Consider the following 23,587-nt stretch of genomic DNA (forward strand, 5'->3'; position numbering starts at 1 on the left):
CACGAGCGCATCGCGCGCCCGATCATCGACAACGGCGAATTCAATCACGGCCTCACGTACTCGGGCCATCCGGTGGCGGCGGCCGTCGCGGTCGCGAACCTGAAGCTGCTGCGCGACGAAGGCATCGTCGAGCGCGTGAAGACCGACATCGGCCCGTATTTCCAGCGGCGGCTGCGCGACGCGCTGGGCGATCATCCGATCGTCGGCGAGATTGCGGGGGCGGGGCTGGTTGCCGGCGTTCAACTGGCGCGCGACGGGCGCCGGCGCGAGCGCTTCGGCGCAGACGTCGATATCGGCACGATCTGCCGTGACTTCTGCTTCAACGGCAACCTGATCATGCGCGCGACCGGCGACCGGATGCTGTTGTCGCCGCCGCTCGTGATTCGCGAGGCGGAGGTCGACGAGATCGTCGACAAGGCGAAGCGCGCGTTCGACGCGACGGCGGAGCGGGTGGGGCAGGCACGGTAAGCCGGCGCTGCGTGCGGGCGCGGCGTCGACTGACGCGGCGCCCGCATCGCGCAGGGCACGCGCGCCGCCAAAACGAAAAGGGCCTGCGTCGTGAGACGCAGGCCCTTGAATTCTTTGGTGGGCGGTACTGGGATCGAACCAGTGACCCCTGCCGTGTGAAAGCTCGTGGGTGACCGAAGAGCGGTACGCAAAACACAAAGAATCAATGACTTACGAATTCTACCGAGCACGTAAAGCTGCTGGATTGCCTCAGTTTTGCGTGCTCTTTCCGTACGGAATCCGTAGTCATGAGCAAGCAAATCTCTATCGTAAACACCGCCGCAAGGGCGCGTCTGGCCGTCCGTCGCGAGCCGTATTGGTGCGTTCTGCGCAAAGGTCTGGCCGTGGGCTATAGGCGGCTTTCTGAGGGCGAGGGCACATGGATCGCTCGCCAGCGCGACGAGTCCACCGGTCGCCAGCAGTATCAATCGTTGGGACATGTCGAAACCTTCGAAGAGGCAGCAACCCGGTGGACAGCATGCTGGAAGCACTTCGCGAGATTTCGGAAGACACAAGTCAGCCCGGTGCGACACGTCTGAGGGCGATGAAAGACCTGCAACGGTTGATCGCTTTCGGGCCGGGTGGCGCGGCGGAAATCGACAAGCGCAAGGCGCACTGACCGGAGCGAGTCGCGCTGTCGCTGAGAGCGCACCTGCTAAAGTATGGGCTTCAAAGTACATGGCCGGCGTTGAGAGAGCAACGTCTTGCCGTGCGAAGCCGATACGGAGAACAGGATTCATGGCTTCAGTGACTATTGATCTGGGTTCTGGGAAGCGCGCCACGCTGACCCGTTCTGCAGGTTCGATCGGCGCGAACTTGTCGGCCAGCCAACGCAGCGATGTTTCCGAATTGATGTTGCACTGGCCGAAGTACACTGGCCTTTCCGCGAACGCGCTGACATACCTGCGGCAACTTGGTCTAGATGCGTTCTCGGGCGTCCCGCTCGATGCGCTGAGAGCCGCCATAGAAGGAGGCCGCGTAACGGTCGAGATCGACCGACAGGCTATCGGTGGTGGCGGTGCGGCCGGTGGTCCACCCTCAACCCCGCCATTCCCTCGCGCCAATAGGCTCGCCAGTGTCCCGTCCGTGGCCTCTTTGCCGGCAGACAAGCCGCTGCCGAGTTGGGCGACGCCTAGCGATGTGTCTGCGGGCGACCTTATGAGCTATCTGGAAAGCGTTGTAGGCGCGGGCGGTGGTGCTGGTGGAGTGGCGGATTTAGCGGGAGGGGCGGGATTTGCTGATTCCTCTCCGCTCGGCGATGCGTCACCTTTCGACTTTTCGGCCGATGCCCTAGGTGACGCGGTTCAAGTTGCGGGTATTGACCGGGGCGATATGATGGCCTGCGACATCATCAATGCGGAATGCAAGGGATCGGTGTTGCGTGAGTTCCCCGGACAGTATCTGAACTCGACGCTCAAGGAGATTCAGGGCGATGCGAGCGATGGCGTCAAAGAAGCGCGCAAGGCGCTCAAGTTGCTCAACGATAACCGTTTCAAGAAATAGGCACCCGACATGACAACAAACACATTGTTCGATCTGCTCGACCAACTCGACTCTGCGAAGATTCACTACACCTTGAGCCGAAATCGACCGGATACGGTGTTGGTTTCGGTCACTGTGGTTGGGATGCGAGTAGAGGTGGACGTGTTCCGAGACGGGCACACCGAGGTCTGCGTATTTCGCGGCACGGAAGAGCCTACGGACGATGCCAATGCTCTGCAGCAGATCATCGAGGCGAACCGGGATTGATTGGCGCCGCGACCCGGCTTATCGGCGCGATGCGTCGGTAGGTGCGGGAAGTGGCTAACCGGTCTAGAAGGACGGGTGAAATGAGGGGAGGTCTAGCTGCGGCCGCGCTGGCCTGAGAGACTCACGGTACAATTTCCGTATGGCTGTCCGTACATTTGACGTATGAGACAGCTGCATTGGCCGTAAGTCGTTGAATTCTTTGGTGGGCGGTACTGGGATCGAACCAGTGACCCCTGCCGTGTGAAGGCAGTGCTCTACCGCTGAGCTAACCGCCCAAAGAAGCTGAAATTATGTCAGAGCTTTTTGGGTTCGTAAAGTCCTTTCTGCAAATTTTTTTAAAACGGCCGCCGGCGCCCGTTCGCGAGCCGCGCGTTCAGCCCACGAGCGCGGGCAGCGCGTCGATCGACGCGCGCACGTAGTCGGCGAAGCGCAGCGCAACCGGCTCGGCGGTGCCGCTGCGCTTCAGCTCCAGTGTGTGCGATTCGAGCGACGCATCCTTCAGCGGCCGGAACGCGAGCCGGTCGCTCTTGACCTGCTGCAGCACGCGCGGCACGAGCGCGATGCCCATCCCGAATTCGACCATCGACAGGATCGTCTGCCACAGCCGCGCCTCGTGCCGGATCAGCGGACTGAATCCCGCGTTCACGCACTGCGCGATGATCAGGTCGTGATAGTGCGGCGCCGCGTCGCGCGGAAACAGGATGAACGGTTCGGTGGTCAGCGCGGCGAGCGCGACCTGCCGGCGCCGCGCGAGCGGATGCGCGGCCGGCAGGCAGCACACGAACGGCTCCGCATAGACGGGCGCCGATTCGACTTCGGGCGGGCAGTGGCCCCAGTGCGCATAGCCGAGATCGATCTGGCCGCGCTGGATCGCCTGCACCTGCGCGTGCGTGTTCATCTCGCTCAGCACGATCTCGACGCCCGGATAGTCGGCCTCGAAGCGTCGCACCGCGTCGGGCAGCCCGCGATACAGCATCGAATGGACGAAGCCGATCCGCAGCCGGCCGGCGAGCCCCGACGCGGAGCGCACCGCCAGGCGCTCGGCCTCGGCCGCCTGCAGCAGCAGCCGGCGCGCCTCGCCGAGCAGCACCGCGCCCGCGTTGGTCAGCGCGACGGTCTTGTTGGTGCGGGAAAAAAGCTGCACGCCGAGCGCGTCCTCGAACTTGCGGATGTCGAAACTCAGCGCCGGCTGCGAGATGAACAGGCGCTTCGCCGCGCGCCCGAAATGCAGCTCCTCGGCGACCGCCACGAAGTAGCGCAACTGCCTCAGTTCCACGGTGTCTCCTCCCGGCATCGGCATCGATAAGCGATATCTATCGTACCGGATAAATCGTGTATTGGACGCTTATCGACCGCGCGCCTACGCTCCGCAAAGGCCTTGCACCGGGCCGGCCGGGCGCTGCGGCGTCGGTCGCGGCCGACGTGCAGGCAACCCAGGAGACGCACGCATGAACGACACCGCTCGCACGCCGGACACCGGCGCATCCAATATCCCCGACAGCCGGGGCATCAATTTCTTCACCGTCGACCCCGATCTCGGCGCGTTGCTGAAGCTGCATCTCGGCGATGCGCACTATGCGGAACTCGAGCCGCGGCTGCGCGCGCTCGGCGAGCGCGTATCGGGCGAACTCGACGAATGGGCGGCGCGCGCGGACAAGCATCCGCCCGTGCTCGAGCACCGCAACCGGCGCGGCGAGGCCGTGCAGCGGATCGACAAGGATCCGGCGTACGTCGCGCTCGAACGGGTCGCGTATGCGGAGCTCGGGCTCGCGTCGCTGAGTCACGGATCCGAAACCGTGCCGCCGCTCGTCAAGTACGCGCTGACGTTCCTGTTCGTGCAGGCGGAATTCGGGCTGTGCTGCCCGGTCAGCATGACCGATTCGCTGACGCGCACGCTGCGCCGCTTCGGCGACCCCGCGCTCGTCGCGCGCTACCTGCCGAGGCTCGCGTCGCGCGACTTCGACACGCTGTACCAGGGCGCGATGTTCATGACCGAGCAGGCGGCCGGCTCCGACGTCGGCCGTATCGCGACGCGCGCGACCTGCGAAACCGACGCGCACGGCGGCACCATCTGGCGCCTGACCGGCGACAAGTGGTTCTGCTCGAATGCCGACGCCGATCTCGCGATGGTGCTCGCGCGGCCCGACGGCGCACCGGACGGCATCAAGGGCCTCGCACTGTTCCTGCTGCCGAAGACGCTGCCGGACGGCACGCGCAACCGCTACCGGATCGTGCGCCTGAAGGACAAGCTCGGCAGCCGTTCGATGGCGAGCGGCGAGATCGCGCTCGAAGGCGCGCAGGCGTACCTGATCGGCGAGATCGGCCGCGGCTTTCACCAGATGGCCGACATGATCAACATGTCGCGACTGTCGAACGGCGTGCGTGCAGCCGGGCTGATGCGGCGCGCGCTGAACGAAGCGTTGCACGTCGCCGCGCATCGCGAGGCGTTCGGCCGCAAGCTGATCGAGATGCCGCTGATGCGGCGCCAGCTGATGAAGATGCTGCTGCCGGCCGAGGCCGCGCGCGCGATGTTCATGCAGATCGCGCTGTTGCTGCCGCAGGCCGACGCGGGCGACGAGCAGGCTGCGCGCTGCGTGCGGATCCTGACGCCGTTGATCAAGTTCCGCGCGTGCCGCGACGCGCGCCGCGTGACGGGCGATGCGATGGAAGTACGCGGCGGCACCGGCTATATCGAGGAGTGGAGCGATGCACGGCTCGTGCGCGACGCGCACCTCGGTTCGATCTGGGAAGGCACGAGCAACATCGTCGCGCTCGACGTCGCGCGCGCCGCGCAGCGCGAACATGCGCTCGACGCGCTGCGCACGTTCCTCGGCGATCGTCTGGGCGCGGCGCCGCTGCCCGACGCGAGCCGCACGGCGTTGCGGCGCATTCTCGCGCGGGCGTGCGATGCGCTCGTGCGGGTCGGCGAGGAAGGCGACGATGCGTGCGTGCGGCAGGCCGCGTCCGCGCTGTATTACGCGAGCGCGGCCGTGCTGATGGCCTGCGAGGGCGCACGGCTCGCGCCGGATTTCAGGCGTCTCGCGCTGGCGCACCTGATCGTGCGGCACAAGCTGCTGCCGGTCGATCCGCTCGAGCCGGCCCCGCGCGACGACGAATCGGCCGCGTCCGACGCGCTGCTGCGCGGCCTGCCGGTCGCGCTCGACACGGCGCTCGACCTGCTGCCGGAGGTCGAGAGATGAGCACGACGCGTGGCGCACTGGACGGCCTGAAGGTCGTCGACCTGAGCCGGGTGCTCGGCGGCCCGTACTGCACGCAGGCGCTCGCCGATCACGGCGCGACGGTGGTCAAGATCGAGCCGCCCGCCGGCGACGAGACGCGCGCCTGGGGCCCGCCGTTCCTCGGCGACACGGCCTGGTATTTCATGGGCGTGAACCGCAACAAGGAAGGGCTCGCGCTCGACCTGTCGCACGACGAAGGGCGGGCGATCCTGTGGCGCTTGCTCGAAGAGGCCGACGTGCTCGTCGAGAATTTCAAGCCGGGCACGCTCGCGCGCTGGGGCATGGACTACGCACGCGACCTGCAACCGCGCTTCCCGCGCCTGATCCACTGCGCGGTGACGGGCTTCGGCGACGACGGCCCGCTCGGCGGCCTGCCGGGCTACGACGCGGTGATCCAGGCGATGGCCGGGCTGATGAGCGTGAACGGCGAACGCGATGGCGGCGCGACACGCATCGGTTTGCCGATCGTCGACATGGTCACGGGGCTCAACGCGCTCGCCGGCATCCTGCTGGCGCTCGCGGAGCGCGAGAAGAGCGGGCGCGGACAGTCGATCGACGTGGCGTTGTACGACTGCGGCGTGTCGCTGCTGCATCCGCATCTGCCGAACTTCTTCGGTTCGGGCCGTGTGCCGGAGCGCAGCGGCAACGCGCATCCGAACATCGCACCGTACGACAGCTACCGCACGGCCACCGTGCCGATCTTCCTCGCGGTCGGCAACGACCGGCAGTTTGCGCGGCTCGTCGCGCATCTCGGCGCGCCGGCGCTCGCCAGCGATCCGCGCTTCGTCGACAACCGCAGCCGCTGCGCGCACCGGGCGCAGTTGAAGGTCGAGCTGGAAGTGCGGCTCGCCGTGCACGCGTGCGAGCCGCTCGCGCGCGACCTGATGGCGGCCGGCGTGCCGTGCGGGCCGGTACGCACGGTGGCCGACGTCGCGCACGATCCGCATGCGCTGCACCGCAACCTGTTCATCGAGATCGGCGCGTATCGCGGCACCGCGTCGCCGGTGAAGCTGTCGCGCACGCCGGCCACCTACCGGTCGGCGCCTCCCGCGCTCGGTCGCGATACGCGTGCGGTGCTCGACCGGCTCGGCGTCGATCGCGCACTTCAGCAGCAACTGCTCGATGCCGGTGTGCTGCGTGTCGCGCCCGGCCAGACCTGACGGACCGACGGGCGCCGCAGACGAACGTCGCCCGGAATCGACCGATCGCAACGTAGCGTAACCCCGCCGGCCGGCGAAGGCCGGCCATCCGGCAAGTGCGCGACAGTCGCACCCCGATCACCGACATGGAGACATCGATGAGCCGTCCGCAATCCCCGCCCGCCGCGCAGCCGCGGCCAGGCCGCGCCGCCCTCGCGGCGTTCGTCGGCACCACGATCGAGTGGTACGACTTCTACATTTACGGCACCGCTGCGGCGCTCGTATTCGGCAAGGTGTTCTTTTCGAGCACGATGGATCCCGGCGTCGCGACGCTGCTCGCGTTCGTCACGTTCTGGGCCGGGTTCGCCGCGCGGCCGCTCGGCGGGATCGTGTTCGGCCATCTCGGCGATCGCGTCGGCCGCAAGACCGCGCTCGTGATCACGCTGGTGATGATGGGGCTCGCGACGACCGGCATCGGCCTGCTGCCCGGCTATGCGTCGATCGGCGTATGGGCGCCGGCAGGCCTCGTCGTGCTGCGCGTGCTGCAGGGCATCGCGGTCGGCGGCGAGTGGGGCGGCGCGGTGCTGATCGCGAGCGAGAATGCGCCGAAGCATCGCAGCATCCTGTACGCGGCGTTCGCCCAGCAGGGCTCGCCCACCGGCAACCTGCTGGCCACGGCCGCGTTCTTCGCGCTGAGCGCGCTACCGACGCCGTCGTTCCTGATGTGGGGCTGGCGCATTCCGTTCCTGCTGTCGGCCGTGCTCGTGATCATCGGCATGGTGATCCGGCTGAAGCTCGAGGAGTCGGTCGACATGCAGCGCGTGCTCGCGCGCAAGCGCACGGTGAAGCTGCCGCTGCGCGACGTCGTGCGCGACCACTGGGTCGTCGTGCTGCTCGCGGCCGGCACGCTGCCGGTGATCAACGTCACGTATTTCCGCAGCACGTTCGCGCTGTCGTGGGCGACGAAGACGCTCGGTTACGCGCAGGGCACGTTCCTCGGCATCCTGTCGATCTCGCTCGTCGTGCAATTCCTGATGCAGCCGGTCGGCGCGTGGTTCGTGTCGAAGGTCGACATGCGGCGCGCGATGTGCTGGATCCTGATTCCGGAAATCGTGCTGATGCCCATGATGTTCCATGCGCTCGCGACGCGTTCGTACTGGGTCGCCGTCGCGGGCATGTGCATTTCGACGATTCCGTCGGCGATGTTCTACGGCGCGGTCGGCGGCGTGCTCGCGCGCGTGTTCCCGGCCAACATCCGCTATACGGGCCTGTCGCTCGCGTATCAGTTGAGCGCGCTGGTCGTCGGCGGCGGCACGCCGGTGCTCGCGCAGGCGATCCTGAACGCGACCGGCAGCATCGTCGGCGTCGCGATCGCGTCGGGGCTGTATGCGCTCGTGTCGCTTGCGTGCATGCTCGCGCTGCTCAATCGCACCGGGTATCGCGCGGACGAGCTGTCGACGGCCGAACGCAGCGATGCGGCGGAATGGGGCACGGAAGGCGCGGGCGCGGATCAGCCGGCCGGCGCGGGCGCGCCGCCGGACGATCGCGGCACGTTGAAACCGGCGGGATGAGGCGGGCACGCCGGCTCGCCCGGGCGCCGTCGCGCGCGCGTCGGCGGGGTTGCGTCGATTGGGCTGCCCCAAAAGCAAACGGCACCGTGCGATCACACGGTGCCGTTTGCGCTATTCGCGCGACGACGCAAGCGCGCGCCGCCTGCGCGATTCGCGGCGCTCAGCCTTCCGTCGGCGGCACGTAGCCGGACGCCTGATCCGCGCCCTCGCCGAAGAAGTACTTCTCCGTCTGCTTCATCAGGTACTGGCGCGCGCGCGGGTCGGCCATGTTCAGGCGGTTTTCGTTGATCAGCATCGTTTGCTGCTTGAGCCAGCCTTGCCACGCTTCCTTCGAGACGCTCTCGTAAATGCGCTTGCCGAGTTCGCCCGGCAGCGGCGGGAAATCGAGGCCTTCGGCTTCCTTGCCGAGCTTCGCGCATTGGATCATTCGAGCCATCGTGTACTTCTCCTGTAATCGGTGTCTGGGGGGAAGGGCAGTCGTGCCGGTGCTCAGAGCTGCTTCATCAGCACGAGCGACTTGCGCTGCCAGTTATAGAGTTTGCGACGGTCTTCCGGCAGGTCGTCGACGCTGACCTTGACGAAGCCGCGCTTGAGGAACCAGTGCTCGGTGCGCGTCGTGAGCACGAAGATGTGCGTGAGGCCGCGCGCGCGGGCGCGCTGCTCGATGCGCTTGAGCAGGCGTTCGCCGTCGCCCGAGCCCTGCGCTTCGGGGGCGACCGTCAGGCACGCCATTTCGCCGATCTTTTCCTGTTGGTACGGGTACAGCGCCGCGCAGCCGAACAGCACGCCGTCGTGCTCGATCACCGAGAAGTGGTCGATGTCGCGCTCGATCTGGTGGCGGCCGCGCCGCACCAGCGTGCCGTCCGACTCGAGCGGCTCGATCAGCGACAGGATGCCGCCGACGTCGTCCGGGGTCGCCTCGCGCAGGCTTTCGAGGTTCTCGTACGAGATCATCGTGCCGACGCCGTCGTGCAGGAACAGTTCGAGCAGCATGCTGCCGTCGAGCGACTGCGGGATCAGGTGGGCGCGGGTCACGCCGCCGCGGCATGCGCGGATCGAATGCTTCAGGAAGAACGCGTCGTCGCCCTGGATGTTGCCGGAATCGAGCAGTTCGGCGGCCGCGTCGAGCGACATTTCGCGCACCAGCTCGCCTTCGTCGTCGACGATGCCGGGCCCTTCGGTCAGGAAGATGATCTTGTCGGCGCGCAGCGCGATCGCGGCCGCCGACGCGACGTCCTCCATCGACAGGTTGAACGCCTCGCCGGTCGGCGAGAACCCGAGCGGCGACAGCAGCACGAGCTTGCGGCTCGCGAGCGAATGACGGATCGATTCGGCGTCGATCTTGCGCACGATGCCCGTGTGCGCGAAATCGACCCCGTCGAGAATCCCCACCGGCCGCGCGGTCACGAAGTTGCCCGACACGACGCTGATGTGCGCGTGCGCCATCGGCGAGTTCGGCAGACCTTGGCTGATCGCGGCCTCGATGTCGAGACGCACTTCGCCGGCCGCTTCCTTCGCGGATTCGAGCGCGCGCGCATCGGTGATGCGCAGGCCGTGCGAAAACTCGGATTCGACACCGTGCAGGCTCAACTGCTCCTCGACCTGCGGGCGCGAGCCGTGCACCAGCACGATCTGGATGCCCATCGCCTGCAAGAGCGCGATGTCGGACACGAGCGCATTCAGCAGCCCCTGCTGCACCACCTCGCCGCCGAACCCCACGACGAACGTGCTGTTGCGGAACTTGTGGATATAGGGCGCGACGGAGCGCATCCAGTCGACGAACTGCGCGTGGCTGGCGGCCGAATCGTCGGCGGCCGGCGGCGTCGCGGCGCCGGTCTGGGCGGGAGGGAGGTCGGTTTGGGAATTCATGGCCGGGATTATAATGCGCCCCCATGTCGAATGTTTCTAAAAGTCCCGCGCCGACGCGGGCCAATACGCCGTCGGCGAAGCACCCGGATGGTGCGGCCGACGCGCGCGAGCAGCCGGGCCAGCCGCCGCGCCAGCAGCAGGACAAGCCGGCGGGCACGCCGGCACACGCGCCGCGCGGGCCGCGCAATGACGAACGGCGCGGCGACGCGCGCCAGTCGGCCGCGAAGGGTGCGCCGCAGCCGACGGGCGAGCGGGCCCCGCGCCGCGAGCGTGCGCCGCGCGCCGCCGTCCCGCCGAATCCCGTTCCGCCGATCACGTACCCGGAAAGCCTGCCCGTGTCGGGCAAGCGCGACGAAATCGCGCGTGCGATCGCCGGTCATCAGGTCGTCATCGTCTGCGGCGAAACCGGCTCGGGCAAGACCACGCAATTGCCGAAGATCTGTCTCGATCTCGGCCGCGGCCTCGGCGCCGGCGGCACGGGCCTGATCGGCCATACGCAGCCGCGGCGCCTGGCCGCATCGTCGACCGGCCGCCGGATCGCCGAGGAACTCGGCACGCCGTTCGGCGAGGTGGTCGGCTACAAGGTGCGCTTCACCGACAATCTCGCGCCGGGCGCGTCCGTCAAGCTGATGACCGACGGCATCCTGCTCGCCGAGACGCAGACCGACCCGTTGCTGAAGGCGTACGACACGTTGATCATCGACGAGGCGCACGAGCGCAGCCTGAACATCGACTTCCTGCTCGGCTATCTGAAGGAAATCCTGCCGAGGCGGCCGGACCTGAAGCTGATCGTCACGTCCGCGACGATCGACGCCGATCGCTTCGCGCGCCATTTCGGCACCGACGCACGCCCGGCGCCCGTGATCGAGGTGAGCGGGCGGCTGTATCCGGTCGAGATGCGCTACCGCCCGGTGGCCGAGGATCGCCCGGCGGTGAAGAACGCCGAGGGTACGGGCGGCCGCGATCGCGTGAAGACCGCGCGCGAAGCCGAACGCGACCTGATGGACGCGATCGTCGACGCGGTCGACGAGCTGTGCCGCGAAGGCCCCGGCGACGTGCTGGTGTTCCTGCCCGGCGAGCGCGAGATCCGCGAGGCGGCCGAAGCGCTGCGCAAGCACCATCCGCCGCACACCGAGATTCTGCCGCTGTTCGCGCGGCTCTCGGCGGCCGACCAGGACAAGGTGTTCAAGGCGTCGAACGCGCGCCGGATCGTGCTTGCGACCAACGTGGCCGAAACCTCGCTGACGGTGCCGGGCATCCGCTACGTGGTCGACACCGGCCTCGCGCGCGTGAAGCGCTATTCGTACCGGAACAAGGTCGAGCAGTTGCAGGTCGAGTCGATCTCGCAGGCCGCCGCGAACCAGCGCGCGGGCCGCTGCGGCCGGGTGGCCGACGGCGTCTGCATCCGTTTGTACGAGGAAAGCGACTACCAGGCGCGTGCGCGCTTCACCGACCCGGAAATCCTGCGCTCGTCGCTCGCGTCGGTGATCCTGCGGATGAAGTCGCTGCACCTGAGCGCGATCGAATCGTTCCCATTCCTCGAACCGCCGCCCGGCCGCGCGATCGCGGACGGTTACCAGTTGCTCAACGAGCTCGGCGCGGTCGACGACGACAACGCGCTGACGCCGCTCGGCCGCGAGCTCGCGCGGCTGCCGCTCGATCCGCGCGTCGGCCGGATGATTCTCGCCGCGCGCGACCAGCAGTCGTTGCGCGAGGTGCTGATCATCGCGAGCGCGCTGTCCGTGCAGGACCCGCGCGATCGTCCGATCGAAGCGCAGGAGCAGGCCGACCAGGCGCACCGCCGGTTCGCCGACGAGCGCTCCGAATTCCTGCAGTGGCTGAAGATCTGGGCGTGGTTCGAGGAGGCCGTCGCGCACAAGAAGTCGAATCGCCAGCTCGTCGACGCGTGCCGGCAGAACTTCCTGTCGCATCTGCGGCTGCGCGAATGGCGCGACGTCCATTCGCAGTTGCTGACGGTCGTGCGCGAGCACGGCTGGCGGCTCAACGAAGTCGAGGCCACCTATGAGCAGATCCATCTGGCCCTGTTGACGGGGCTGCTCGGCAACCTCGGGATGAAGGCCGACGACGATCCGCATTACCTCGGCGCGCGCGGCATCAAGTTCTACCTGTGGCCGGGCTCCGTGCTCGCGAAGAAGGCCGGCCGCTGGGTGATGGCGGCCGAGCTCGTCGAGACGAGCCGGCTGTACGCGCGCTGCCTCGCGAAGATCGAGCCCGAATGGGTCGAGAAGATCGGCGCGCACCTGCTGAAGAAATCGCTGTCGGAACCGCACTGGGAAAAGCGGCCGGCGCAGGTCAGCGCGTTCGAGCGCGCGACGTTGTACGGGCTGCCGATCTACCATCGGCGGCGCGTCGCGTTCGGCAAGCAGGACCCGGCGCGTGCCCGCGAGCTGTTCATCCGCGGCGCGCTGGTCGAAGGCGAGTTCGACACGAAACTGCCGTTCTTCGCGCACAACCGCAAGCTGCTCGCCGACATCGAGCAGCTCGAGCACAAGTCGCGCCGGCAGGACGTGCTGGTCGACGACGAGCTGATCTACGCGTACTACGACCAGGCGATTCCGGAGGGCATCCACACGGGCGCCGCGTTCGAGCGCTGGTATCGCGACGAGGTGAAGAAGGGCGGCCAGGCGGAGGACAAGCAGCGGCTGCTGTACCTGTCGCGCGACGACCTGATGCGCCACGAGGCGGCGGGCGTGACGACCGACCTGTTCCCGAAGCGCGCAACGATGGCCGGTGTCGAGATGGCGTTCACGTACCACTTCGAACCCGGCACGCCGCGCGACGGCGTGACGCTCGCGGTGCCGCTCTTCGCGCTGAACCAGGTCGACGCGCGCCGCTGCGAGTGGCTCGTGCCGGGGATGCTGAAGGAAAAGGTGCAACTGCTGCTGAAGTCGCTGCCGCAGAAGCTGCGCCGGCACTGCGTGCCGCTGCCCGAGTACGCGGCCGGCTTCGTCGAGCGGATGGGCCGCGAGCGCTTCGGTGCGGGCGGGCTCGTCGAGGCGCTGATCGCCGACGTGCGCGACGAGACGCAGGTCGCGATGAAAACGGCCGACTTCAAGCTCGAGACGCTGCCCGCGCACCTGTTCATGAATTTCAAGGTGATCGACGAGCACGGCCGCCAGCTCGCGATGGGGCGCAATCTCGCGCAGCTTCGCCAGGAGCTGGGCGCGCAGGCGCAGCAGCAGTTCCAGAAGATCGCGGCGGCGTCGACGCTCGCGACCGGCGGCGACGCCGACGCCGGTCAGGCGCTCGGCCACGCGCCCGCGTCGGGTGTCGCGGCCGGGGTGCCTGCCCGCGGCGCGAAGGCCGGCAAGGGCGCGGCGCCGCAGACGGCCGCCGCGGCGGAAACCGGCGCGACGGCGCTGTACGAGAACCTGACGACGTGGAATTTCGGCAAGCTGCCCGAGCTGCTGGAAATCCGCCGGCGCGGCCAGACGCTGTACGGCTATCCGGCGCTCGTCGACCGTGGCACGCATTGCGACGTCGAGGTGTTCGATTCGCCGGAGGAGGCCGCGCGCATCCACCGGGCCGGCTTGCGGCGGCTCTTCGCGCTGCAGTTGAAGGAGCCGATCAAGTTCCTGGAAAAGAACCTGCCGGGCCTGCGCGAGATGGCGATGCAGTACATGTCGCTCGGCACGCAGGACGAGTTGCGCGACCAACTGATCGACACGGCGCTCGATCGCGCGTGCCTGCAGGACCCGCTGCCCGACGACGACGCGAGCTTCCACGCGCGCCGCGACGAGGGCCGCAGCCGCCTGAACCTGCTCGCGCAGGAAATCGCGCGGCTCGTCGGGCAGATCCTGGCCGAATACGCGGGCCTCGTGAAGAAGCTCGCGCAGGCGAAGCCGTTCGCGCAGGCCCATGCGGACCTGCAGCAGCAATTGGCCGCGCTGGTCGGCAAGCGCTTCGTGATCGACACGCCTTACGCGCAGCTTGCGCATTTCCCGCGCTACCTGAAGGGCATCGCGCTGCGGATCGACAAGCTGAAGGCCGACCCGGCGCGCGACGCGAAGCAGTCGGCCGAGCTGCTGCCGCTCGCCCAGCAGTACCAGCGCGCGGTGTCGCAGCGCGGCGGCGTCGCCGATGCGCGGCTCGCGGAATTCCGCTGGCTGCTCGAGGAATTGCGGATTTCGCTGTTCGCGCAGGAACTGCGCACGCCGATGCCGGTCTCTGTCAAGCGTCTGCACAAGGTCTGGGAGTCGATGCAGCGCTAGCGCAACATCGGTTTGCCGGGCCGCCTCGGCGGCCGCCCGGGGCCCGCACCGCAGCCGCCTGCCGCGGCGGTTCGTCCGGCAGGCGGGGCGTGCGTCGAAGTGGCGCAATACCGGCATGGGTCAACCGGAGGGGCCCGCCGAACGTTCTACAATGACAGCTGTTCCACGACGTGAGTCTTCATGCGCACTTTCCTTTCCTTCGGCCGCACGCTTGCGCTGGCCGCCGCCGTGCTGGCGCCTGCCGCACACGCGAATAACGTGATCGTCCTCAATTCGGCCGAAGCGACGCTTTCCCTGATCGACCAGCAGACCCGCGAAGTCGTTTCCACGATGCCGACCGGCAAGGAACCGCACCATCTGATGGCGACGCCCGACAACGCGTCGCTGATCGTCGCGAATTCGGTCTCGAACAGCCTGATGTTCCTCGATCCGAAGACGGGCAAGCTGCAGCGCACCGTCGAAGGGATCGACGATCCTTACCAGCTCGGCTTCTCGCCCGACCGCAAGTGGTTCGCGGCGGCCGGCCTGCGGCTCGATCGCGTCGACATCTACGGCTACGACGGCCGCGACCTGCACCTCGTGAAGCGCGTGCCGCTCGCCGTGATGCCGAGCCACCTCGCGTTCACGAAGGACAGCAAGACGCTGCTCGTGTCGCTGCAGGTGTCCGGCGAGATCGCGGCGATCGACCTGCCGACGCAGACGGTCAAATGGAAGATGAAGGTCGGCAAGGTGCCGGCCGGCCTGTGGCTCACGCCGGACGACAAATTCCTGCTGGTCGGGATGACCGGCGCGGATTACGTCGCGGTCGTCGACTGGCGCAACCAGAAGGTCGTCAAGCAGATCTACACGGGCAAGGGCGCGCACAACTTCCGCTCGCTCGCCGACGGCACGCACGTCGCGGTGACGAACCGCGTCGCGAACACGATCAGCATCATCGACGAGAACACGCTCACCAACGTCGGCGACATCACCGGCCTGCTGCCGGGCCCCGACGACATGGAGCTGTCCGCCGACAAGAAGACGCTGTGGGTGACGTTCCGTTTCGCGAAGAAGGTCGGGATCATCGATCTGGCCTCGCGCAAGCTGGTGCAGACGATTGCCGTCGGCCGCTCGCCGCACGGCATCTACTTCTACGACCGCGCGCCGTGGAAGGCGGCGAACGGCGCGTGACGGGCGGAGGCGAACGATGCTGCACCTGATCGATGCGTTCGTGTCGGACATCCAGACCTGGCTGTACGTCGATGTCGTGCAGCCGCTCCTCTTCAAGTTCAACCTGATGGACTATGACGAGGACACCTACGACGCGCTGTACTGGGTGATCATCGGCGCGCTGCAGATGGTGCTGATGTTCGCGCTGCTGCGCCCGCTCGAGGCGCTGCTGCCGGTCGAGCGCTGGACGAACCGACGCGCGGTGCGGGTCGACGTGATCTACACGGCGATCTCGAAGCTCGGCATTTACACGCTGTTCTTCTTCTTCGCGCTGCAGCCGGTGTTCGACAGCTTCCAGGCGTGGCTGCGCCTGCATGGCGTCGCGAACGTCAACCTCGACTATCTGTGGCCGGGCGTGACTTCGCAGCCGATCGTCGCGTTCGCGATCTACCTCGTCGTGCTCGACTTCGCCGGCTACTGGTATCACCGCTGGCAGCACAAGTTCGGCGTCTGGTGGGAGCTGCACGCGGTCCATCACAGCCAGCGGCAGATGTCGCTGTGGTGCGACGACCGCAACCACCTGCTCGACGACGTGCTCCAGTCGTGCTTTTTCGCGGCGATCGCGCTCGTGATCGGCGTGACGCCGTCGCAGTTCGTCGTGCTGACCGCGGTCACCAACTTCCTGCAGAGCATCCAGCATACGAATGCGCGGCTGTCGTACGGCCGCATCGGCGAGCGCCTGCTCGTCAGCCCGGTCTTCCACCGCCGGCATCATGCGGTCGGTTACGGCCACGAAGGCACCAAGTACGGCTGCAACTTCGGCGTGCTGTTTCCGTGGTGGGACATGATGTTCGGCACCGCGTCGTGGAACCGCACGGTCGAGCCGACCGGCATCCGCGAGCAGATCGAGGGCGTGTCCTATGGCGACGGCTTCTGGTCGCAGCACGGCCTGGCGTTCGTGCGGATCTTCCGGCGCCTGTTCCCCGCGAAGCGCGGCGCGGCGTCGGCCTGATCCCGATCCGTCCGCTTTCCCGTCGAACGACGCTTGCACGCGGCCCGCATGCGCTTTGGCGCATGCGGGCCGCGTGGTTTATCCTTTCCCCGTTTTTCTCCGTCAATCCAGACTCCATAGGCTCGCATGAACGATTTGCTGCGTTCCTTCGTCCGGGCGCTCGTCAGCGCGCTGCATCCGCGCATGCTGTGGCTCACCCTGATGCCGTTCGTCGTGTCGGCGCTGCTGTGGGGCGCCGTGCTGTGGTTCTCGTGGCAGACATTGCTGGACCTCGCGCGCGGTGCACTCGACGGCTTCGTGCTGACGGCCGCGCTGTATCGCGCGTTCGATGCGATCGGCATGTCGCAGCTGCATGCGGTCGTCGCGCCGTTCGTGGTCGTGTCGCTCGCCATTCCGCTGATCGTGCTGACCGTGCTGCTGCTGATCGCGACGATCTCGATGCCGGTCGTGATCAAGCACCTGTCGAACCGGCAGTTCGCGGCGCTCGAGCCGAAGCGGGGCGGCACCTTCCTCGGCAGCGTGTTCAATTCGCTCGGCGCGGCGCTCGTCGGCGTCGTGCTGCTCGTCGTCACGATCCCGCTGTGGCTGATTCCGCCGTTCTTCGCGCTGCTGCCGCCGGTGATCTGGGGCTGGCTCACGTATCGCGTGATGACCTACGATGCGCTCGCGCTGCACGCGAGCCGCGACGAGCGTCGCGCGCTCGTGCGCCGGCACCGCTGGCCGCTGATCGGCATCGGCGTCGCGACCGGGCTGCTCGGCACCGTGCCAACCTTCGTGTGGGTGTCGTCGGTCTGGATGATGGTGCTGTTCCCGTTCGTCGCGGCCGCCATGATCTGGGTTTACGCTTTCATCCTCGTCTTCTCGGCGCTGTGGTTCGGGCACTACTGCCTGCGCGCGCTGGAAGACTTGCGCGCGAGTGCGCGCGCCACCGCAATCGACATGGGGCAGGCATGAGCATCGGCATCATCATCATCGGCGACGAAATCCTGTCGGGCCGCCGGCAGGACAAGCATCTGGCGAAGGTCATCGAGCTGCTCGGCGCGCGCGGCCTCGCGCTCGACTGGGCCGAATACGTCGGCGACGATCCGGCGCGCATCACGGCGACGCTCGCGCGCGCGATCGCGTCGGGCGACATCGTGTTCTCGACGGGCGGGATCGGCGCGACGCCGGACGACCACACGCGCCAGTGCGCGGCGGCCGCGCTCGGCGTGCCGCTCGAGCTGCATCCGGAAGCGAAGGCGCTGATTACGGAGCGGATCCGCGAGATGCACGCCGATCCGGCCGCGCCGGTCGATTTCGAGTCGCCGGAGAACCAGCACCGTTTCAACATGGGCGTGTTCCCGGCCGGCGCGACGATCATCCCGAACGGCTACAACCGGATTCCCGGCTTCTCGGTCGGCCATCTCCATTTCGTGCCGGGCTTCCCGGTGATGGCGTGGCCGATGATCGAATGGGTGCTCGATACGCAGTATGCGCATCTGCATCACGCGACGCCGCATGCCGAGCGCTCGCTGTACGTGTTCGAGCTGCCGGAATCGACGCTCACACCGCTGATGGAGAAGATCGAGCGCGATTTCCCGGGCGTGCGCGTGTTCAGCCTGCCGAGCGTCGGCGACGCGGAGCGCGGCGGCATCTACGCGCGCCGTCACATCGATCTCGGCGTGAAGGGCGAGCCGGAAGCGGTCGCGGCCGCGTTCGTGAAGCTGCGCGAAGGCGTGCACCTGCTCGGCGGCGACGTCGTCGAGCCTGAGCCGCATGCCTGAGCGACCTGCCACGCTGCCGTACCAAAAGCAACGGGCCGCGCAACGCGGCCCGTCATCGGCATGTCATCCCCTGGCTCGACGATGAGGCTGTCGCAACCGGCGGCCTTGGCGCGCCGTCAGGCGCCGATCCACGGCAGTTTGCGGAAGCACCAGCCGTCGACGGTCTTGCGGTGGCCTTCGGCGTCCTTCGCGCCCTCGAAGCCTTCGAGCAGGTCGAACGCCTTCGTGTAGCCGGCCTGCGCGGCCGCGACCGCGGCGAGCTTCGAGCGCGCGGCGCTGCGGCACAGGAACAGGATCGGCGTATCGGCCGGCAGGGCCGCCTTCAGTTCGTTGACGAATTCGGCGTTCGGCACGCCGCCCGGGTAGCGCGTCCATTCGATGTGCAGGTACTGGCCGTCGCCGACGAGCGGGCGGCCGATCCAGTCGAGCTCGGCGCGCGTGCGCACGTCGACGAGGCGCGCAGACGGGTCGAGCTGCAGCAGTTCGAATGCCTCGACCGGCAGCAGCGCGCCGGCGTAGTTGAGCGCGCTTTGTGCGCGGCGTTCGTCGGCCTTCGCGTAAAGCTGGTCCAGCGTACTCATGGCAGGGAGTCTCCGTATCGGTCAAACGAGCATTCTAGCGCGGTGGGGCGGTACGGACGTCCGCGCGGCCTGCGGCGCATGCACGGGCCACGGGTTCACCAAAAAGGTGCAGAATTGCGCGCATGCACCAGAATAACTCGGTCGCGCCGCCGCACCCCGGGGATTGCACCGTATGGGTGCAATCCGGTCGGCGTCGGTGCGGCCCCGGGCCCTGCAATTGCGCAGGCGAGCCCCGCTGCGGCGCGGGCCGGCGCGATCCGCGTCGGTTTTGCGATGGTTGGCACGGAAGGTGCTATATAGAATTCGGTCGAATCGGGGCGCGCTGCGCCAAAGCAAGACCCCGGTCAGCTCGATAAACGAGGCGGTTCCCAGTCCGCCGGAATTGTTCAATCAGGAGAAGAGGTTATGAGTAAAACCGTCGCCGACGTCATGCAGCTCGTGAAGGACGAGGACGTCAAGTTCGTCGATTTCCGCTTCACGGATACGCGCGGCAAGGAACAGCACGTGTCGGTGCCGGTTTCGGCGTTTGACGAAGACAAGTTCGAAAGCGGTCATGCATTCGACGGTTCGTCGATCGCGGGCTGGAAGGGTATCGAGGCGTCGGACATGCTGCTCATGCCGGATCCGAGCGCTGCGTTCATCGACCCGTTCTATGAAGAATCGACGCTGGTGCTGACCTGCGACGTGGTCGAGCCGGCCGACGGCAAGGGCTACGAGCGCGACCCGCGTTCGCTCGCGAAGCGCGCGGAAGCCTACCTGAAGAGCACGGGCATCGGCGACACGGCCTACTTCGGTCCGGAGCCGGAATTCTTCATTTTCGACTCGGTCCAGTGGAACACGGACATGTCGGGCTGCTTCGTGAAGATCAACTCGGAAGAAGCGCCGTGGTCGGCAGGCAAGGAATTCGAAGGCGGCAACACGGGCCACCGTCCGGGCACGAAGGGCGGCTACTTCCCGGTCGCGCCGGTCGACACGTTCCAGGACATGCGCTCGGAAATGTGCCTGCTGCTCGAACAGCTCGGCATCCCGGTCGAAGTGCACCACCACGAAGTGGCGGGCCAGGGCCAGAACGAAATCGGCACGAAGTTCTCGACGCTCGTGCAACGCGCGGACTGGACGCAATGGTCGAAGTACATCATCCATAACGTCGCACACTCGTACGGCAAGACGGCGACGTTCATGCCGAAGCCGGTCGTCGGCGACAACGGTTCGGGCATGCACGTTCACCAGTCGATCTGGAAGGACGGCCAGAACCTGTTCGCGGGCAACGGCTATGCCGGCCTGTCGGAACTGGCGCTGTTCTACATCGGCGGCATCATCAAGCACGCTCGCGCGCTGAACGCGATCACGAACCCGACGACGAACTCGTACAAGCGTCTGGTCCCGCACTTCGAAGCACCGGTCAAGCTCGCGTACTCGGCACGCAACCGGTCGGCATCGATCCGCATTCCGCACGTGTCGAACCCGAAGGGCCGCCGTATCGAAACGCGCTTCCCGGACCCGATGGCGAACCCGTACCTGTTGTTCTCGGCGCTGATGATGGCCGGCCTCGACGGGATCCAGAACAAGATCCATCCGGGCGAAGCAGCGGACAAGAACCTGTACGACCTGCCGCCGGAAGAGGATGCAAAGATCCCGACCGTGTGCGCGGGTCTCGACCAGGCACTCGAGGCGCTCGACAAGGATCGCGAGTTCCTGACGCGCGGCGGCGTGTTCACGGACGGCATGATCGACGCGTACCTCGGGCTGAAGGAGCAGGAGCTGGCGAAGTTCCGCATGACGACGCACCCGATCGAGTTCGAGATGTACTACTCGCTCTAATCGGCGATGGCGCTTCGATTCGGCGCCGTCATGCCGGTTCGTTCCCGTCGCGCAGTGTGCGGCGGGAGCGGCGGAGTCTGAAAGGGGACGGCGTCCGGCCGTCCCTTTTTTGTTCCGACGATTTTCATTTTCTGCCCGGTGAGGCGCGACAAGCACGCAGATGGTTCTGAAGAATCTGATCAAGGCGAAAACGGGGCAGCCCGAACGACTGACGGACGACGAGCGGCTCTCGCGCTCGGGTCTGCTGGCGGGGCTCGAAGCGCTGCCGACGGTCGTGATCGTGCTCGACCGCAAGACGCTGCGGATCGCGTTCGCGAACCCGTCCGCGGAGGCGATGCTCGACATCTCGCGGCGGCAGCTCGCGCAGCGGCCATGGGGCGAAATTTTCCCGAACGCGAACGAGCTTGCATCGACGATCACCGCGATCGGCCAGGAACGCTTTCACGCGACGCACCTCGATACCGTGCTCGACCGGCCCGGCCGTGAGCCGCTGCATGTGCACGCGATCGTCGGCTTCCTCGAGACCGCACCCGATTTCGTGCTCGTCGAGCTGTTCGAGAACGAACGGCAGTCGCGCACCGATCGGGAAGAGCGCATCCACGACCTGACGGCGGTCAACAAGCAACTGATCCGCAACCTCGCGCACGAGATCAAGAACCCGCTCGGCGGCATTCGCGGCGCAGCCCAGCTGCTCGAATTCGAACTGGGCGAGCGCGAGCGCGGCGAGTTGCGCGAATACACGCAGGTGATCATCAAGGAGTCCGACCGCCTGCAGACGCTCGTCGACCGGTTGCTGGAGCCGCACCGGCATCCGCATATCGTCGGCGACGTGAACATTCATGAAGTGTGCGAACGCGTACGCGCGGTGATGCTCGCGGAATTCCCGCGCGGGCTCACGATCGAGCGCGATTACGACGTGAGCGTGCCGGACCTGCGCGGCGACAAGGAGCAGTTGATCCAGGCGCTGCTGAACATCGTGCGCAACGCCGCGCAGGCGCTGCGTGAACGGATCGCGCAGGGCGACGCGAAGATCGAGCTGCGCACGCGCATCGCGCGCAAGGTGACGATCGCCAAGCGCCTGTACCGGCTGGCACTGGACTTGCACGTGATCGACAACGGGCCCGGCATTCCGGAAGAGATCCGCGACCGGATCTTCTACCCGCTCGTGTCCGGACGCGACGACGGCAGCGGCCTCGGCCTCACGCTCGCGCAGACGTTCGTGCAGCAGCACGACGGGATGATCGAGGTCGAAAGCCGGCCCGGACGTACCGAATTTCAGATTCTGCTGCCGCTCGACCATTGAGCGGCGACAGTGCGATTCACCGGATTTCCCCATACCTGACCGACCTATGAAGCCGATCTGGATAGTAGACGACGACCAATCGATCCGCTGGGTGCTTGAAAAGGCACTCGCCCGGGACAGCTTCGCGACGAAGAGCTTCGCGAACGTGCGCGACGCGCTGGCCGCGCTCGACCACGAGACGCCGCAGGTACTGGTGTCCGACATCCGGATGCCGGGCGGCTCGGGCCTCGAGTTGTTGCAGGCGATGCACGAGCGGCTGCCGGGCCTGCCCGTCATCATCATGACGGCGTTCTCCGATCTCGACAGCGCCGTCGCGGCGTTCCAGGGCGGCGCGTTCGAATACCTCGCGAAGCCGTTCGACGTCGACAAGGCGGTCGAGCTGATCCGCCGCGCGGTGGAAGAAAGCCTGCGCGGCGGCGCGCCGCAGGACGAGCGCGTGGCCGACGCGCCCGAGATGCTCGGCCAGGCGCCCGCGATGCAGGACATGTTCCGTGCGATCGGCCGGCTGTCGCATTCGGCCGCGACCGTGTTGATCACCGGCGAGTCGGGCACCGGCAAGGAGCTCGTCGCACGGGCGCTGCACCGTCACAGCCCGCGCGCGAACGGGCCGTTCATCGCGCTGAACACGGCGGCGATTCCGAAGGATCTGCTCGAGTCCGAGCTGTTCGGCCATGAGCGCGGCGCGTTCACCGGCGCGCAGACGACGCGGCAGGGCCGCTTCGAGCAAGCCGAGAACGGCACGCTGTTCCTCGACGAAATCGGCGACATGCCGTTCGACCTGCAGACGCGCCTGTTGCGCGTGCTGTCGGACGGGCAGTTCTATCGGGTCGGCGGGCACAACCCGCTGCGCGCGAACGTGCGCGTGATCGCCGCGACGCACCAGAATCTCGAGTCGCGCGTGCGGCAGGGGCTGTTCCGCGAGGACCTTTACCACCGGCTCAACGTGATCCGGCTGCGCCTGCCGCCGCTGCGCGAACGCAGCGAGGACATCGCGCTGCTCACGCGCCACTTCCTGCAGAAGAGCGCACGCGATCTCGGCGTCGAGCCGAAGCGCGTGTCCGACGATGCGCTCGCGTATCTCACGTCGCTGCCGTTTCCCGGCAATGTGCGCCAGCTCGAGAATCTGGCGAACTGGCTGACCGTGATGGCGCCCGCGCAGACGGTCGAGATCAAGGACCTGCCGCCCGACCTCGTGCCGGCCGGGGCGCCGGTCGTCGCGTCGGGCGACGGCGCGGACGTACACGGCAGCGGTGGCCACGCGGCAGCGCCTGCCGCGATCGGTGCAGCGCCGCCCGCCGCCGTGCCCGTCGCGAGTGCGGCGAACGGCAGCGCGCCGGCCGGCTACCCAATGTGGGAGCACGGGCTGCGCACCGAAGTCGCGCGGTTGTTGCGCGAGAACTCTGCCGACGTGATGGACGAGCTCGCGCGTCGCTTCGAGGCGGCCGTGATCCGCGAGGCGCTCGACTTCACGCGCGGCCGCAAGGTCGAGGCCGCGGAGCGGCTCGGCATCGGCCGCAACACGATCACGCGCAAGATCCAGGAACTCCATCTGGAGCCCTGACCGAGCACGATTCGCGGCATGCGCGGGCCCGCGCATGCCGCGATCGGACATAATCGCGGTTTGCTCGCAGCTTGCCATTCCGCCGATCCAC

At 67.3% G+C, this 23,587-nt stretch carries 19 protein-coding genes and 1 tRNA gene; 15 read left to right on the forward strand and 5 right to left on the reverse strand.

Annotated elements, in window-relative coordinates; all coding sequences use genetic code 11:
• The 4 genes from WS61_RS29000 to WS61_RS29005 form a co-directional block, all read left to right on the forward strand.
• Positions 1-468: aminotransferase class III-fold pyridoxal phosphate-dependent enzyme (locus WS61_RS29000; RefSeq protein WP_157692792.1), on the forward strand; the 468-nt coding region annotated here is incomplete at its 5' end.
• Positions 469-985: 517 nt separating this feature from the next.
• Positions 986-1,126, forward strand: coding sequence for a hypothetical protein (locus tag WS61_RS35085; protein ID WP_157692793.1), 141 nt, complete (start codon positions 986-988; stop codon positions 1,124-1,126).
• A gap of 119 nt (positions 1,127-1,245) precedes the next feature.
• Positions 1,246-2,010 carry a hypothetical protein gene (locus WS61_RS34445; RefSeq protein WP_179949719.1) on the forward strand — a complete coding sequence of 255 codons (765 nt, stop codon included), beginning with the start codon at positions 1,246-1,248 and terminating at the stop codon, positions 2,008-2,010.
• Positions 2,011-2,019: 9 nt separating this feature from the next.
• On the forward strand, positions 2,020-2,256 hold the full coding sequence (locus WS61_RS29005) for a hypothetical protein (RefSeq protein ID WP_059505707.1): 237 nt from the start codon (positions 2,020-2,022) through the stop codon (positions 2,254-2,256).
• Between the two features lie 200 nt (positions 2,257-2,456).
• On the opposite strand, the gene WS61_RS29010 is transcribed toward WS61_RS29005, so the two are convergent.
• Both WS61_RS29010 and WS61_RS29015 read right to left on the reverse strand, forming a co-directional pair.
• Positions 2,457-2,531 (reverse strand) — tRNA-Val (locus tag WS61_RS29010).
• Between the two features lie 98 nt (positions 2,532-2,629).
• Positions 2,630-3,532, reverse strand: a complete 903-nt coding sequence (locus tag WS61_RS29015; protein ID WP_059505709.1) for a LysR family transcriptional regulator — start codon at positions 3,530-3,532, stop codon at positions 2,630-2,632.
• A gap of 172 nt (positions 3,533-3,704) precedes the next feature.
• On the opposite strand from WS61_RS29015, the gene WS61_RS29020 reads away from it, so the two are divergent.
• From WS61_RS29020 to WS61_RS29030, 3 genes are all read left to right on the forward strand, one after another.
• On the forward strand, positions 3,705-5,456 hold the full coding sequence (locus WS61_RS29020; protein ID WP_059505712.1) for an acyl-CoA dehydrogenase family protein: 1,752 nt from the start codon (positions 3,705-3,707) through the stop codon (positions 5,454-5,456).
• Positions 5,453-6,655 carry a CaiB/BaiF CoA-transferase family protein gene (locus WS61_RS29025; protein WP_059505714.1) on the forward strand — a complete coding sequence of 401 codons (1,203 nt, stop codon included), beginning with the start codon at positions 5,453-5,455 and terminating at the stop codon, positions 6,653-6,655. Before WS61_RS29020 ends, WS61_RS29025 begins: the two co-directional genes overlap by 4 nt.
• A 137-nt stretch (positions 6,656-6,792) precedes the next feature.
• Positions 6,793-8,205, forward strand: coding sequence for an MFS transporter (locus WS61_RS29030; protein ID WP_059506082.1), 1,413 nt, complete (start codon positions 6,793-6,795; stop codon positions 8,203-8,205).
• 160 nt (positions 8,206-8,365) lie between these two features.
• Here the strand turns inward: WS61_RS29030 and WS61_RS29035 are convergent, their stop codons facing one another.
• Both WS61_RS29035 and argA read right to left on the reverse strand, forming a co-directional pair.
• Positions 8,366-8,641 (reverse strand): oxidative damage protection protein, encoded by a 276-nt coding sequence (locus tag WS61_RS29035; protein WP_009692666.1) that lies wholly within the window; start codon positions 8,639-8,641, stop codon positions 8,366-8,368.
• A gap of 53 nt (positions 8,642-8,694) precedes the next feature.
• A complete protein-coding gene (gene argA, locus WS61_RS29040; RefSeq protein WP_006485509.1) occupies positions 8,695-10,074 on the reverse strand; it encodes an amino-acid N-acetyltransferase in 1,380 nt (459 codons plus the stop codon).
• A 23-nt stretch (positions 10,075-10,097) separates the two neighbouring features.
• On the opposite strand from argA, the gene hrpA reads away from it, so the two are divergent.
• From hrpA to WS61_RS29065, 5 genes are all read left to right on the forward strand, one after another.
• A complete protein-coding gene (gene hrpA / locus WS61_RS29045; RefSeq protein ID WP_059505716.1) occupies positions 10,098-14,306 on the forward strand; it encodes an ATP-dependent RNA helicase HrpA in 4,209 nt (1,402 codons plus the stop codon).
• A 180-nt stretch (positions 14,307-14,486) separates the two neighbouring features.
• Entirely contained in the window at positions 14,487-15,476 is a 990-nt protein-coding gene (locus WS61_RS29050) for a beta-propeller fold lactonase family protein (RefSeq protein WP_059505718.1), read from the forward strand.
• A gap of 16 nt (positions 15,477-15,492) precedes the next feature.
• Complete coding sequence (locus WS61_RS29055; RefSeq protein WP_059505720.1) at positions 15,493-16,467, forward strand: sterol desaturase family protein; 975 nt, start codon at positions 15,493-15,495, stop codon at positions 16,465-16,467.
• A gap of 126 nt (positions 16,468-16,593) precedes the next feature.
• Positions 16,594-17,421 (forward strand): EI24 domain-containing protein, encoded by an 828-nt coding sequence (locus WS61_RS29060; protein WP_059505722.1) that lies wholly within the window; start codon positions 16,594-16,596, stop codon positions 17,419-17,421.
• On the forward strand, positions 17,418-18,230 hold the full coding sequence (locus tag WS61_RS29065) for a molybdopterin-binding protein (RefSeq protein WP_059505724.1): 813 nt from the start codon (positions 17,418-17,420) through the stop codon (positions 18,228-18,230). Before WS61_RS29060 ends, WS61_RS29065 begins: the two co-directional genes overlap by 4 nt.
• A gap of 116 nt (positions 18,231-18,346) precedes the next feature.
• Here the strand turns inward: WS61_RS29065 and WS61_RS29070 are convergent, their stop codons facing one another.
• Positions 18,347-18,811, reverse strand: a complete 465-nt coding sequence (locus WS61_RS29070) for a rhodanese-like domain-containing protein (protein WP_059505726.1) — start codon at positions 18,809-18,811, stop codon at positions 18,347-18,349.
• 405 nt (positions 18,812-19,216) lie between these two features.
• Between WS61_RS29070 and glnA the strand changes: the two genes are divergently transcribed.
• From glnA to ntrC, 3 genes are all read left to right on the forward strand, one after another.
• The gene (glnA, locus tag WS61_RS29075) at positions 19,217-20,632 is read left to right on the forward strand and encodes a type I glutamate--ammonia ligase (RefSeq protein WP_034207771.1); all 1,416 of its coding nucleotides are present in this window, start codon (positions 19,217-19,219) and stop codon (positions 20,630-20,632) included.
• A gap of 160 nt (positions 20,633-20,792) precedes the next feature.
• Complete coding sequence (gene glnL, locus WS61_RS29080; protein WP_059505728.1) at positions 20,793-21,935, forward strand: nitrogen regulation protein NR(II); 1,143 nt, start codon at positions 20,793-20,795, stop codon at positions 21,933-21,935.
• A 46-nt stretch (positions 21,936-21,981) separates the two neighbouring features.
• Positions 21,982-23,496, forward strand: a complete 1,515-nt coding sequence (gene ntrC, locus WS61_RS29085; protein ID WP_059505730.1) for a nitrogen regulation protein NR(I) — start codon at positions 21,982-21,984, stop codon at positions 23,494-23,496.
• Positions 23,497-23,587: the final 91 nt, after the last annotated feature.

It is taken from the genome of Burkholderia sp. ABCPW 11 (genome assembly GCF_001523445.1).
Taxonomy (GTDB): Bacteria; Pseudomonadota; Gammaproteobacteria; order Burkholderiales; family Burkholderiaceae; genus Burkholderia.

Coding starts and splice junctions, on each gene's coding strand:
- WS61_RS34445 (WP_179949719.1), top strand. CDS start 1,246: ATGGCTTCAGTGACTATTGATCTGGGTTCTGGGAAGCGCGCCACGCTG.
- WS61_RS29030 (WP_059506082.1), top strand. CDS start 6,793: ATGAGCCGTCCGCAATCCCCGCCCGCCGCGCAGCCGCGGCCAGGCCGC.
- WS61_RS29070 (WP_059505726.1), bottom strand. CDS start 18,811: ATGAGTACGCTGGACCAGCTTTACGCGAAGGCCGACGAACGCCGCGCA.
- WS61_RS29025 (WP_059505714.1), top strand. CDS start 5,453: ATGAGCACGACGCGTGGCGCACTGGACGGCCTGAAGGTCGTCGACCTG.
- WS61_RS35085 (WP_157692793.1), top strand. CDS start 986: ATGCTGGAAGCACTTCGCGAGATTTCGGAAGACACAAGTCAGCCCGGT.
- glnA (WP_034207771.1), top strand. CDS start 19,217: ATGAGTAAAACCGTCGCCGACGTCATGCAGCTCGTGAAGGACGAGGAC.
- WS61_RS29065 (WP_059505724.1), top strand. CDS start 17,418: ATGAGCATCGGCATCATCATCATCGGCGACGAAATCCTGTCGGGCCGC.
- WS61_RS29060 (WP_059505722.1), top strand. CDS start 16,594: ATGAACGATTTGCTGCGTTCCTTCGTCCGGGCGCTCGTCAGCGCGCTG.
- WS61_RS29055 (WP_059505720.1), top strand. CDS start 15,493: ATGCTGCACCTGATCGATGCGTTCGTGTCGGACATCCAGACCTGGCTG.
- WS61_RS29020 (WP_059505712.1), top strand. CDS start 3,705: ATGAACGACACCGCTCGCACGCCGGACACCGGCGCATCCAATATCCCC.
- ntrC (WP_059505730.1), top strand. CDS start 21,982: ATGAAGCCGATCTGGATAGTAGACGACGACCAATCGATCCGCTGGGTG.
- WS61_RS29005 (WP_059505707.1), top strand. CDS start 2,020: ATGACAACAAACACATTGTTCGATCTGCTCGACCAACTCGACTCTGCG.
- glnL (WP_059505728.1), top strand. CDS start 20,793: ATGGTTCTGAAGAATCTGATCAAGGCGAAAACGGGGCAGCCCGAACGA.
- WS61_RS29035 (WP_009692666.1), bottom strand. CDS start 8,641: ATGGCTCGAATGATCCAATGCGCGAAGCTCGGCAAGGAAGCCGAAGGC.
- argA (WP_006485509.1), bottom strand. CDS start 10,074: ATGAATTCCCAAACCGACCTCCCTCCCGCCCAGACCGGCGCCGCGACG.
- hrpA (WP_059505716.1), top strand. CDS start 10,098: ATGTCGAATGTTTCTAAAAGTCCCGCGCCGACGCGGGCCAATACGCCG.
- WS61_RS29050 (WP_059505718.1), top strand. CDS start 14,487: ATGCGCACTTTCCTTTCCTTCGGCCGCACGCTTGCGCTGGCCGCCGCC.